Source organism: Streptomyces sp. NPDC049541 (assembly GCF_044465725.1).
GTDB lineage: Bacteria > Actinomycetota > Actinomycetes > Streptomycetales > Streptomycetaceae > Streptomyces.
Genome location: NZ_JBITLY010000001.1, coordinates 127250 through 140158 on the forward strand (window position 1 = coordinate 127250; position 12909 = coordinate 140158).

9 protein-coding genes are annotated in these 12909 nt (G+C 70.7%); 4 read left to right on the plus strand and 5 right to left on the minus strand.

What is annotated here, in order from left to right:
- Positions 1-36 precede the first annotated feature (36 nt).
- On the minus strand, positions 37-459 hold the full coding sequence (locus ACIBW9_RS00595; RefSeq protein WP_398949762.1) for a MarR family winged helix-turn-helix transcriptional regulator: 423 nt from the start codon (positions 457-459) through the stop codon (positions 37-39).
- Positions 460-521: 62 nt separating this feature from the next.
- On the opposite strand from ACIBW9_RS00595, the gene ACIBW9_RS00600 reads away from it, so the two are divergent.
- From ACIBW9_RS00600 to ACIBW9_RS00615, 4 genes are all read left to right on the plus strand, one after another.
- A complete protein-coding gene (locus tag ACIBW9_RS00600) occupies positions 522-1259 on the plus strand; it encodes an alpha/beta fold hydrolase (RefSeq protein WP_398949764.1) in 738 nt (245 codons plus the stop codon).
- 50 nt (positions 1260-1309) lie between these two features.
- Positions 1310-1612 (plus strand): hypothetical protein, encoded by a 303-nt coding sequence (locus ACIBW9_RS00605; protein ID WP_398949766.1) that lies wholly within the window; start codon positions 1310-1312, stop codon positions 1610-1612.
- Between the two features lie 796 nt (positions 1613-2408).
- Positions 2409-6134 (plus strand): helix-turn-helix domain-containing protein, encoded by a 3726-nt coding sequence (locus tag ACIBW9_RS00610; RefSeq protein ID WP_398949768.1) that lies wholly within the window; start codon positions 2409-2411, stop codon positions 6132-6134.
- Between the two features lie 286 nt (positions 6135-6420).
- The gene (locus ACIBW9_RS00615; protein WP_398949770.1) at positions 6421-7137 is read left to right on the plus strand and encodes a ribosome-inactivating family protein; all 717 of its coding nucleotides are present in this window, start codon (positions 6421-6423) and stop codon (positions 7135-7137) included.
- Between the two features lie 83 nt (positions 7138-7220).
- Here the strand turns inward: ACIBW9_RS00615 and ACIBW9_RS00620 are convergent, their stop codons facing one another.
- The 4 genes from ACIBW9_RS00620 to ACIBW9_RS00635 all read right to left on the minus strand — a co-directional run bounded on the left by ACIBW9_RS00620 (position 7221) and on the right by ACIBW9_RS00635 (position 12848).
- Complete coding sequence (locus ACIBW9_RS00620) at positions 7221-8627, minus strand: amidohydrolase family protein (protein ID WP_398949772.1); 1407 nt, start codon at positions 8625-8627, stop codon at positions 7221-7223.
- 391 nt (positions 8628-9018) lie between these two features.
- Entirely contained in the window at positions 9019-9795 is a 777-nt protein-coding gene (locus tag ACIBW9_RS00625; RefSeq protein WP_398949774.1) for a polysaccharide deacetylase family protein, read from the minus strand.
- Positions 9796-10318: 523 nt separating this feature from the next.
- The gene (locus ACIBW9_RS00630) at positions 10319-11743 is read right to left on the minus strand and encodes a non-reducing end alpha-L-arabinofuranosidase family hydrolase (protein WP_398949776.1); all 1425 of its coding nucleotides are present in this window, start codon (positions 11741-11743) and stop codon (positions 10319-10321) included.
- Positions 11744-12551: 808 nt separating this feature from the next.
- Entirely contained in the window at positions 12552-12848 is a 297-nt protein-coding gene (locus ACIBW9_RS00635; protein WP_398949778.1) for a DUF6247 family protein, read from the minus strand.
- Positions 12849-12909: the final 61 nt, after the last annotated feature.

The following is a 12909-nucleotide window of genomic DNA, read 5'->3' on the forward strand; positions in this document are numbered from 1 at the left end:
AACGCATGCGATCGAACGGGCGGGGCGGCCGCTCGGTCAGGGGCTTCCGGCCGTTCCGTTCAGGCGCTGCAGCAGTTCCAGCAGCGTCGCCCGGTCCCGCTCGGGCAGCGGCGCGAAGCACTCGGCCAGCACTTCGTCGGCCACCTTGTGGCCCGCCCTCAGGACCCGTTCGCCCGCCGCTGTGAGGTGGTGCTCCATGCGGCGCCCGCGACCGGGCCGGCGCTCGACCAGGTCCTGTGCGGTCAGGCGGCCCACCAGCGTGCCGAAGGCCTGCTCGGTCTGGAAGGTGGCCGCGGCCAGTTCGCGTGCCGATGAGCCGGGCGTACGGCTGATCGCGCGGAGCGCGTCCCACTGGGCGAGGGTCGTGCCGACCGTCGTCAAGGCGCTGTCCAGGGCGCGGTGTTGGCGGTACTGGGCCTGTTTGACCGCCCGGCCGAGGAGTTGCAGGTCAGCATGCATGGAAGGAGTTTAGCCGAAAACTAAGCTAGCTTAGCTAAGCATCTTTAGTTAGCCTCTCTGGCATGACTTCAGATCACAGCTCCGGTCGTCCTGTCCTCGTCCTGCACGGCGGCGGAGGCCCCGCCACCGTCGCCGGAATCGTCCAGCACCTTTCCCCTGTCCACCGCGTCTTCGCTCCCGTCCACCCCGGCTGGGACGGCACCCCCCGCCCCGACTGGTGCACCGGCGTCGACGATCTCGCCCTCTCCTATCTCCATCTCCTCCAGGACCACGACCTGCGCGACGTCCTGGTCATCGGCTCATCCCTCGGTGGCTGGATCGCGGCCGAGACGGCCGTACGCGACACCGCGCAGCGCATCAGCGGGCTCGTGCTGATCGATGCCGTCGGTGTGCACGTCGAGTCCGAGCCGATCGCCGACTACTTCGCCCTCGACCCCCGCGCCGCGGCAGAGCTCTCCTGGCATGACCCGGACCGCTACCACATCGATCCCGCCGCGCTGCCCGCCGACCGACTCGCCGTCCGGCAGGCCAACATGGCCACCATGCGCATGCTCGCCGGCGACCCGTACATGCACGACCCGAAGCTGCTGCAGCGGCTGGGGCGGGTGCAGACGCCAGCACTTCTGGTGTGGGGCGAGAGCGATCGGATCGTGACGCCCGGATACGGGGCCGCGTACGCCGCCGCCTTCGGCAACGGGCGGCTCGAGGTCGTCCCCAAGGCCGGGCATCTGCCGCAGATCGAGCAGCCCGAGGCCACCCTCGCCCTCATCGACGACCATCTCCGGCGAACGGCCCGGTAAAGGGCTCGGCTAGCCTCGGGGCACATCAGTCAAAGCGGCAGGAGGCAGACATGGCCAGGGTTCCCAGCGCGGTGGTCGCCGCGGGCGGGCTCGTCGGTGGGTACGGCGTGGCCCGCTGGACCAAGAAGCGGCAGCTGGGCGGGGCCGTGCTCGCCTTCGCAGGGGCCGCGGCCGCGACGCAGTGGCGGCAGCAGGCCGGCGCGAAGGCCGCGGGGGCGCTGACCGCTGCGTATGTCGCCGCCTTCGGGGCGTCTCATCCGTTGGCCAAGAAGGTGGGGGCCTGGCCCGCAGTGTTCGGGGTGGCCGGCGCGGTGGCACTGGCGTCGTGGGCGGTCGCCGACCGGCGCGGGTAGCTCCGCCGGTCGGGCCGGGATGGGTCGTCTTCGGGATGCGGCGCCGTTGTGGCTGGTCGCGCCCAGCCGGCGGGGCCGCACAACCAGCGGCACTCGGGCTGCGCAGGAGGCGAAGGAGGCGGCAAGATCCGCTCAACCACCCCTGTTCGCATCCTTCGGTCCGCCCGTAATCACCGTCCTCCTCTTTGCCATTGGGGCATTGCCGTTCGCGTTGAGGGTGACCAGGAGGGGCCCCCGCAGCCGACCCGCTGGGCCGTGTCGGGTTCGCAGCAGCGGTCGCCGCGCACCGTGCCGGACGGGACTGCAGACTGACGTCGTTGAGCGTCGACCGCCCCTGACGACGCCGTTGAGGTCTCCTTGGCGATCCGTCCCCTGCACCACCCGCTCGGCGCGGATGTCAGGCAATACGCCTGGCTGCGCGCTCCTGAGGCCGCCCCGCTCCGCCCCGCCCGGACAGGAAGGCAAGCCCTCTCCCGTCCCGTATCCGCCGGCCGCCGCCGCGTGAAGCGCGTGCAGGAGCGGGGCTGAGGGCCGCTCCGCAAGTCGGACCCGACCGCGTCGAGGACGTGCGCGGGCCGCGGACCCTGGAAGACGGAGCCGCTGGTTGTTGCCGCCGCCATGAGCCCACTGATGCACGAGAGTGATCGAGAGCGGTCACTGCCGTCGGGGTCGTGTGCGGCCTGGGTTTGCACCTCCGGCGAACATCACAGTCGGAAAGGGTTCTCGCCCGAGGGGGCGAAAGGTACCTTGTGCCGCTGATCAGCATGTTCTTCATGTATGCGAAAGAGGCTTCGCCGTGGGGCGTCCCGAACTACCGGTCGACCCGGCGGCCGGACCCGTGCAGCGACTCGCTCATGATCTTCGGGAGCTGCGCCGTTCGGCGGGTGGCGTGTCGTACCGGGCCATGGCGAAGAAGGCCGGCTTCTCGGTGACGACCCTGGCGAAAGCGGCGAGCGGCGAGCGGCTGCCGTCGCTGGCCGTGCTCCAGGCGTACGTCCAGGCATGCGGCGCCGACCCCGCTCCGTGGGAGGCACGGTGGGCGGAGGCCGAGGCGCTGGCCGGGGAGGAGAGGCAGGAGGATGCCGGCGCCGCGCCGCCCTACCGTGGCCTCACACGTTTCGAGCCGGACGACCGTGAGCTGTTCTTCGGCCGGGACCGGCTGATCGACGAGCTGAGCGAGCTGGCGTGCGGGTGCCCGTTCGCCGTGGTGTTCGGGGCGTCGGGCAGCGGCAAATCCTCCCTGCTGCGGGCCGGTCTGATTCCCCTGCTGCGGGAGAAGATCGCGGAGCAGGGGCGTACGGCGGTACTTCGGATCCTCACTCCGGGAGCCCGGCCCGCCACCACCTACGGACATCTGCTGACGCCCGAAGCCGACGAACCGGAGAGCTGGGTGGTGGTCGATCAGTTCGAGGAGGTCTTCACCCTCTGCCGCGAGCGCGCCGAGCGGGACCGCTTCCTCGACCTGCTGCTCGCCGCGCGCGACCCGGGCAGCCGGCTGCGCGTGCTCATCGCCGTACGGTCCGACTTCTATGCGCGGTGCGCCGAGCACCCGCGACTGGCGGAGGCGCTGCACGGGAGCGGGCTGCTGGTCAGGTCCATGACCGCCGACGAGCTGCGCGAGGCGGTGATCGGCCCCGCGCAGGCGGCCGGGCTCATCGTGGAGCGGACGCTGACCGCACGGATCGTCGAGGACGTGCTCGACGAGCCCGGCGGACTGCCGATGCTGTCGCACGCCCTGCTGGAGACCTGGCGGCGGCGCAAGGGACGGATGCTGACCCTGGACGCGTACGAAGCGGTCGGCGGGGTGCGCGGCGCGATCGCGGCCAGCGCCGAGGAGGCGTACGGGGAACTCTCACCGGCACAGGCACACGCTGCCCGGCACCTGCTCCTGCGGATGGTCGAGCCCGGCCAGGGCAACGCCGACACGCGCCGCCCACTCAGTTGGGAGGAAATGGCCGGGTGGGAGGACCCCGAAGTGCGGGCCGTCGCCGGGCGGCTGACCCGGGCCCGGTTGCTGACCACCGACGACGACGGAGTGCAGCTCGCCCACGAGGCGCTCATCACCTGCTGGCCGCGGCTGCGCGAGTGGATCGACGCGGACCGGGAGCGGCTCCGCCACCACCGGCAGCTGACCGACGCCACCCGCACCTGGCTGGAGCACGACCGCGACCCGGGCACGCTCTACCGGGGCACCCGCCTGGCCCGGGCCGAGGAGCTGTTCGCGGGCGAGGACCGCGGTTACGACGGTCTGACGTCCGAGGAGACGGCCTTCCTGGTCACCGCGGTGGAGCAGCGGGCGGCGGAGGAGCGGGCCGCCACCCGGGCCCGGCGCCGGAGCCGCACCCTCGCCGTCTCGCTCTGCGCCGTGCTGGCGGTGGCCCTGGTCGTCGGCCTGACCGCCCTGCGACTGCGTCAGGACGGCGAGAAGCAGACCACCGACACAGCGGCCCGCCGAGTGGCCGCGGTCGCTGAAGCGCTGCGCACCACCGACCCGCGCACCGCGATGCTGCTCGGCGTCGCCGCATGGCGCATGTCCCCGCTCCCGGAGTCCCGCCGAGCCCTGCTGGGCGCGCTGGCCCAGCCGGAACTGGACAACTTCACCGATCCGGCGGCGGGTGACTCCTCGGCGCGGTTCCTCGACGTCTCGGGGCGCACACTGCTCAGCACCAGCGACAACACCACCTGGCGGACGTGGGATGTGGGCATCCACCGCCGTATCGCCTCGGGGCCGCTACCTCACGGGGCGGTACTCGCCGCGGGTCCGGGCGGCCGCGTGCTCGTCATCCAGACCGGCCGGCACACCCAGCGGCTGTGGGACACCCGAACGAGGCGCTGGATCGGGGATCCCCTGCCGTTCGAATACAACGTGAGCTTCGGGGCGAGTGGCCGCGACTACCTGGTGACGAGCCTGTTCGACGACCGGGCCGGGCTCTACTCCGCCACCGACGGCCATCTGGTCTTCCGGACCCCGTCGGCCGGCAGCGGAAAGCGCGCCACCGCGGCGGCCGACGACCGGCTGCTGGCCGTCTGCCCGCACGGCCGGGCCCCGCAGGTCTGGGACACCTCCGCGCGCAGCGTCCGGTCCGGTGCCTGGACGAGCGCTCGCGGCGTCTGTGATGGTGACCGCACCCTCCTCGGCCTCACCGGCGGCCGGCTCCTCGCTCTCTCCGGGGACCGGGTGCGCGTGTGGGACACCACGTCGGGACGAGAGCTCGCCGACGTCGCCCACCCGGGTGCCGTCGGCGCTGTCGTGAGCGCGGACGGCTCGTTTCTGGCGACCGGCGGCGGCCAGGAGATCAGAGTGTGGCGGCTGCCCAGCCACGGCGCCCCCGTTTTCCGGCACTCCTTGGACAACGAGCTGCTGTCCGGTCTCGCCTGGGACTCCTCGCGGCACCTGCTGCGGTACCTCGAAGGGGGCACGGTGCACACCCTCGACCTCACCACGACGCTCACCCGCGCGTGGCGCACGAGTCCGCTCGCCGGGGTCCGGCTCAGCCCCGACGGCAAGACGCTCGCCACCGCCGAACGTATCGGTGACCGCTACGTCTTCCAGCTGCGGAGCACGCGCGACGGCCGTCTGCTGCGCACCCTGCCGACCCCGTCACGTCCCCTCTTCCGCACCGGCATACCGACGGTCCCCGGGGACATCACCGAGCCCTTGCTGTCCTTCAGCGCCGACGGCGGCTCGTTCGCGTACGGAGTCTCCGCCCCCTGGGACACGGCGCCTCAGCGTCTGACGGTGTGGGACGTGGCCGCCGGACACGCGAAGACCACGGTGGACCTGGCGACGGCGTCCACGGCGTCCACGGACGCGATCGCCCTGGGGCCGGGCGGTCGTACGCTCCTCACCGCACGTTCGACCGACCACGGCTACTTCAACGAGACCTGGGACACCATGCGGCAGCGCAGGACGGCGCTCCTCCCCGGCCCGGGCGGCGGTCATCCGGCCGTCAGCCGGGACGGCGGGCTCCTGGTGACCGACAACCGCGTCGTCCGAGCGGGCCGGTCCCACGTCCAGGACCTCGTCCAGCACGACGACATCGAAGCGATCGCCTTCGCTCCCGACGGCTCCAGAGTGGCGGCCGGCGACGGGACAGGGCGAGTGGCCCTGTGGGACGGCGACCTCCGGCACCGGGCGGGCATCCTGAGGAACGTCTTTCTGGCGCCCGTCGATCCGTCCACCAACTCAGCCGAGACGGTCACGGCTCTCGCCTTCAGTCCGGACGACCGCACGCTCGCCGTGGGCGGCAACGCGGGGACCGTCCAGCTCTGGGACCTCGCAACCCAGCAACCTCTCGGTCCCTCTCTGCCCACCCCCGGGGGGAGCGTCGACACCCTCGCCTTCAGCCCGGACAGCACCCTGCTGTACGCGGGCGGCGAGCACGTCCCGCTCCAGCGGTACATAGTGGATCCAGACCGAGCGGTGTCCCGTGTCTGCGCCCGTGCCGGGAACGCCGAGCTGACTCGTGCGCAGTGGCGCACCTACGTTCCGGACCGGCCGTACAGGCGGGTCTGTCCCTGACCGTCTCCGGTGCCGTGACGACCGGGCAGTCGCCGTGCGCCGGTGGCGTCCTGCGTCAGCGTGTCGCCCGCCAGATGTTGCTCGGAGGTGTCGATACCGTCATGCCGTCGTAGGCGAAGGCCAGTGAGGTAGAGGCGTGGAGCGACGACGGCCTTATGTCCGGACAAGTAATGCGGAACTCGACCCTCCGGAGTTGTACGCGGCGGCAGAAGGGGCCTGCCGGACAACCTCCCGGCTGTGAGCGTTGGTCGTGACATCGCTGCACGTCGAACAACCGGAGCACGCCATGCCCACCAGCGTCCTGATCGTGGTCGTCCTGTCCGTCCTTCTCGGGATCCTGGTGTTCTTCACGGTGCCCAGGGACACCGGGGCATCCGCCTCGGCGGCGGCGGACCAGGCGACGATCAACGCCGAGACCGTCGCCGACGGGAAACACGTCGACTTCCCACAGGTCCGCTGGAACATCAACCGCGGCTCGGGCGCCTATCTGGCCATGCTCGACCAGCTGCGCAACCTCGCCGAGACCTCGGCCGGCGGCCGCGTCGCGCCCGACGTCGGCACCGAGGTGAACGTCGCCGCCACCGGAGACACGGACAGCCAGAGTTTCGCCGACATCGTGATAAGCAGCGACCACCACACCCTCGCGGTGCATGCGATCGTACGGCTCAGCGACTTCCACATCGTGCGGTTCTTCTCCAGCGACACCCCGCACAACTCCGTCCTGAACCTCGCCTCCGAGGAGGGCTACGAAGCCCTCGCCCGCCTCGCGAACCAGTGGCTGACCGCCGTCAACCTGAGCGAGTGCAGCCTCGAGAACAGCCTCTGGGAGCTCGGCACCCACGGCACGGATCGCACCGCCCAGGCGCGCGGCATGCTGCGCTACCTCATCGCCATCACCGAGGCATCCCGGTTCCACCCCATCGCCAACCGCATCGCGAACGGCATGGACAACGGGTCCGACGTCTTCGTCACCGCACAGGAGATCGGCCTGATACGCAACTAGTGCTCCGGGCCTCGGGTACTGTCTCGCACTTGGAGCCCCGCAGGCGAGTCCCACGACGTGGGGCACAGGGCATGGGGCCGGGGTCATGGGTGTCCGCCGCAGCCGCAGCCCGTCATGGTCGCCCCCTCCTGGGGCGGCGGGGTCTGTGCGGCGGCCTCTTCCACCGCCGCGAGCAGTCGGCGGCGTTCCTCCGGCGGGATCCACCTGCCGTCGACGACCACCCCGTGGATACGGCGGGTGTTGCGGATGTCGCGCAGCGGGTCGGCGTCGAGGACGAGCAGATCGGCGGCCTGTCCGCGCGCCAGGGTGCCGACGTCGGCCAGGCCGAGGGTGCGGGCCGCGTCCCGCGTGGCCGAGCGCAGCGCCTCGGCCGGAGTGAGGCCGGCCGCCACGAGCAGCGCCAGCTCGTCGTGGAGGGCGAAGCCCGGGACGAGGTAACCCGTGCCGGTGTCGGTGCCCGCCGCCAGCCGTACGCCCGCGCCGTGCAGCTCGCTCACCAGCCGGAGCCGGTGCGCGAAGATCCCCCGGATCTGCCGGGCCTGCTCGGCGGTGCGCCCACCGGTCAGGGCCGCCAGCTGGTCCGGCCAGCTCTCCACCTGCCAGGCGGGCAGGTACTTCCACTCCTCGGCCCGGGACGGAACGTCCTCGGGCAGCTCCAGCGTGCGATGCACGCTCAGCGTGGGGACCACCGCGGTCCCGTGCGCCGCGAGGCTCCGGAAGAGGGCGTCCGCCCGGTCCCGGTCGTAGCCCTGCACCGCGCGCCATTCGAGGGGATGCACCTGCTGGAACCAGCTGTGGTAGCGGGACAGGCTGCTGGGGTCGCGCGGGTCGATCCGTACGGCGGCCAGTCGGCGCCGTATCTCCTTCTCGTGCCGTGAGGTCGCCAGGAGCAGGGCGTGCAGGTGCTCGATGGTGCGGTGGCCGGCCGCGCTCGCCTCCGCGATCCGTACGGTGTCGGGGCAGTGCCCCAGGTGGGGGATGCCCTGGCGCCGGGCCTCGTCCGCGAGGGCGAAGTAAGCCTCACGGGACAGCCGGGAGTACGCCTTGACGAAGTCCGCGCCCTCCCGCTTGACCCGCCGTACGGCGCGCCGGGCCGTGGCCGCGTCGTGCACCTCGATGGTCGGGCCCACGTCGGCCGCCCACAGCGAGGGCGCGCCGTCGACGATGGGGCTGCCGATGACCCAGCGGGGGCCGAGCAGTGCGCCGCTGCGGATCTTCTCCCGCCACTCGTGGTGGACCGGCTTGCCCCACATCTCCCGGACCGTGGTGACGCCGGTGAGGGCGTACAGCGCCGGGACCACCGTCTCCGGGCCGTCGCTGTGGGTGTGCGCCTCGATCAGTCCCGGGATCAGGTACTTGCCGCTCAGGTCGACCGTGCGCGTGCCCGGGCGGAGCCGGGTCCGTGCGCTCGGGGCGAGTGCGGTGATACGGCCGCCCTCGATGACGACCGTCATGTCGGGGGCCGGAGGTGCTCCCGATCCGTCGATCACGGTGGCGTGGGTGAACGCCAGCGGTCCGCCGTCGGCACCGCTTCCGCCCCTTGCCCCGGCCGCGCGCGCCGTACCTGCACCCCCCGTGCCCGCCAGCGCCGTACCCGTAACGGCGGCGGCCCCGGCCAGGAATCCCCGCCGGCCCATCCCACGGCGTGCCCCAACTGCCCCTTCGGACATGCTGTTTCCCCCTCCTGCTCCTGCTGGTGAACCTGCCGACTGTGTCCGCCGACCACCACGACTGTGGCGGACATGGGGCGATCGGACAGTGCGGCCAGGCGGTGCATATGGGGGTGGTGCTGGGTCCACCGAGGGAATGTCGGCTCCCAGGAGCCGGACCTCGCGAGGCGGCGACGGGTCCAAGGAGGCGGACGCTTCGCGCGTCCGTCAGTCACCTGTAGATCTTGCCGGGCTCGGCTTTGGAGGGAGCGAGCAGCTGGGAGACGGTCACGAAGGTGTAGCCCTGCTTGCTGAGCGCCTTCAGGATGGAAGGCATGGCCGGCACGGTGCCCTTGTGCAGCGGGTGGAGCAGGATGATCCCGTCGCGGTCGGCGCCCGCGAGCACGCGCTTGGTGATCAGCGCGGTGTCGTCCGTCTCGTAGTCCTTCGCGGTCACCGTCCACAGCACCTGCGCCATCCCCAGTTCCTTCGAGACCTTGGAGACGCGGTCGTCGGTGCGGCCCTGGGGCGGGCGCATCAGCGTCGGCTCGCTGCCGGTGAGGGTGGAGATGGCCTTCGCCGTGCGGCGCAGTTCGTCGCGGATCTGCGCATCGGAGACATCGGTCAGCACCGCGTGCGTCCAGGTGTGGTCCCCGATCTCGTGGCCTTCCTCGGCGATCCGCCGCACCACGTCCGGGAACTTGGGGATGCGCCGGCCCTCGAGGAAGAACGTCGACGGCGCCTTGTACTCCTTCAGGAGGTCCAACAGCCGGTCGGTGGGTTCGCCCGGGTTGCCGTCGAAGGTCAGCGCGATGCACTTGACCTTCCGGCAGTCCACCTGCCCCGACGGTACGACCGCTCCGGACGCGGCCCGGTCCCGTTCCTCGCGCGGGGAGACCGTCTCCATCTTGTTCGCCTGGATGACCATGGCGACGGTCGCCGTCACGGCCGCCACCACGGCCAGGGTCAGGAGTATGAGCAGGCGAGGTCGTCTCTTCAGGATCTTCACCCCAAGGAGAGGACTTCAGCGCCGGAAAAGTTGCCCAGCGGCCTCGGTAGTGAGGCAGAACACATGTGCGCAGCGCGTTTCCAGTGAGCCGGGCGCCGCCTCGGCTGTGATCAGCTGCAGCGCCTCTGCAACGTGCTCAGCTGCCGACGACGGCGCCGGGGTGCTTCTCGCCGGGCACTGCCCTCTGCTGCGGCCGCCCGCCAGGCGGGCCACCTCGACTGCCGCCTGCGCGACGCCGGCCTGGACACCATGTCACCGCGGTCCGCGCCCAGGCCCGCGAGCAGGCGCAGCCCGTCCGCGCCGCGCACTCGGTACCGGGGCGCGGTGCCGTGTACCGCCGCTGAGGCGCGGGGGCCTCGACGGCGGCCGGGCCGGGCTGAGCGAGAGGAATCCCGGCCGATACTCGGCCGGGATTCCTCAAGGCGGTGAGTACCGGTCAGCGGGTGGAGCCGCCCACGCCGTAAACCGCGGGTCTACACGTCGGAGGACCACACCGCATCGCGATCACCGTGGATCCGGCGGGTCAGCGCTGCAGAGTGAGGAGACCCGGCCGCCACGGCAGCAGGTTGTAGGGGGTGTCCGGCGGTGTGTTGGGCGACAGGCCCTGGTAGAGGAGTTGCAGGTTGCAGGGGTCGATGGTCTTGGTCTGGTCGGGGTTGTTGCGGACCAGGTCACCGTGGCTGATGTCGTTGGTCCAGGTGGCGCCGCTGTTGGCCTTGCCCGCGAAGGGGTTGGACTCGGTGGCGGCCTGCGGGGTCCAGGAACCATTCAGGCTGGTGGCGGTGAAGGAGCGGAAGAAGCGCTGCTCGTTCACACCGCGCGCCTCGACGATCATCAGGTACTGGTTCTGACCCTGGACCTTGTACACCTCCGGTGCTTCGAACAGGTTCTTCACCGTGTCGCTCATGACCGTCGTGTACGACGAGCCGAAGCTGCCCGGGAAGTTCCCGATCGGCATGCTCGCCCGGTAGATGCTGCCGTTGTCACCGGCGAAGAACAGGTACATGTTCTGGCCGTCGGCGATCAGGGTCTGGTCGATCGGGGCGGCGCCGCCCGGGAGGCTGCCGGTGAACAGCGCCTGCGGCGCGGACCAGCTGTTGGGGTTGGTGGGGTCGCTGGAGGTGCGGTAGAAGAAGGGCCACTGACCCCACTGGGACGCCAGCACCCAGATGTTCTTGGGCGCGAAGTAGATCAGGGTGGGCGCCACCGTTCCCTGGTTCATCCCGGTCTGGCCGGCCGACGCCATGTCGGACCAGTTCGTGAAGGGAGCGAAGCCCATCGAGCCGTATGACCCGGATTGGTTGACGGTCGAGCCGTAGACCAGGTGCTTGCCGTTGTACGTCACATTGGTGAAGTCCTTCAGCGAGACCCAGCCGTTCGCCGGCTGCGCCAACGGACCGGTCGAGCTCCAGCGGTACGTCGACGGAAGAGAACACGTGCCGCCTGTCCCGGACAGGCCGGTCCACTTCTGGTTGCTGCCACCGGTGCAGTTCCAGAGCTGCACCGCCGTGCCGTTGGCCGTGGCTCCGCCCGACACGTCCAGGCACAGCCCGGACTCCACGCCGACGACCGTGCCGTCGGAGTTCACCCGCCACTGCTGGTTCGTGCCGCCGTTGCAGGACCAGATCTCCACCTTGGTCCCGGCCGCGGTGGCGTGGCCCGGAACGTCCAGGCACTTGTTGCCGTACACGGTCAGCTGACTGCTGTCCGTCAGCGTCCACTGCTGGTTGGCTGCGCCGTTGCAGTCCCAGATCTGCAGGAACGTGCCGTCGGTCTGGCTGGCGCCCGGTACATCGAGACACCGACCGGCACCGACGCCGCGTAACGCGCCGCTGGTGGCGGCCTGAGCCGGGCCTGCGACGAGCAGCGCCGCCAAGGAGACCAGGATTGCTACCGCGGCGGCGAGCACTGCAGAGGGATGTCTGCGGCTGAAAATACGTCTGCGCATGGAGACCTCGTCATCCTCGAGCAAGCGGTTCCGGTTGACCCCGGCGGGGGCTTTGCGGTTGGGCTGTGCGGACTGTCGATGCGGTGCAGCTGTGGCGGCGTTCGCTATTCCGAACAAAGGTCGAAGAGCCGAGCAACCGGATCATAGAGAACCCCTGATCGGCGTCAATACCTCTCACACAATTCGCGCGTCGAAAACATTCGCAGGCTGAAATCGGGCGGTCTCACGTTCCGTGGGGTGCGGCCTCTGGTCCCGCCTGCGGTGGGTCTGCGGAGGTCACGCGCCATCCGCCGCAACTCTCACCCGCCGCTGCCGTGTTCGTCGGTCGGGGACGGTGACGAGTGCGATGTCGCCCAGGCTGCGCGCGTCGCTGGACCGGCTGGTTGTATGCGGCGGACCGGGCCGGAAACTAGGGCTGCGACAGCCTAGGCCGGGAGACTCAGCCTGCTGTCATTCGAAGGTGTGTCCGTCCTGGGCTGCACGGCCGACTCAGCAGCCGGGTTCGCCATGCCGACTGCGAGGAATCACTCAGCGGGAACGCCATCGTCCGGAGTCACCGAGACGATGGCCACGGTGGGAGGAGGTGGGGCTGGTGTATAGACGTATGCCACTGCCAGCCCTGGCACTCCGTCCCGGGGTTCGATCCTCGTCTTGCGGACTTCGCTTCCGTCCTGACGAGGCGCGCCGAGCAGGACCCCGAGTCTGGGTACCCGTTCCAGCTCCTGCCGGAGCGTCTCCAGCGCCTCCTCGGCTCCGAGGGCTTTCGCCCGGTCGGCCGCCCGTACTGTCACGGCCGCGATCACACCACTCACCGTCCCTGTGCCTCCTGCTTCAACCGCGCCGCGAGGTCAACGCCCTCCTGCACGGCGATGTCGAAGTCGGGGTCTTGGTAGAGACGGATCCTGCCCCGGTAGTCGACGATCACCGCCGCGACAGCGTTGAGGTCCGTCTCCGACGACGCCTCCAGTGCACGCTGAAGATCCGCTTCGAAGGACTCCCGGTCGCCGGGAAAGCCGTGCCCGGACCGTAGAGCAGCTCGAATGTCACCGATGGTCTTCAACGGCAACGCCGCAGGCCCGGGCGTTTCCGCGTACTGTGCGCTCACGATCCTCTGCTCCTTGCTGTCTGCTGTCCTATGAAGGAGTGTCCTACAGCGGTACCAGTGC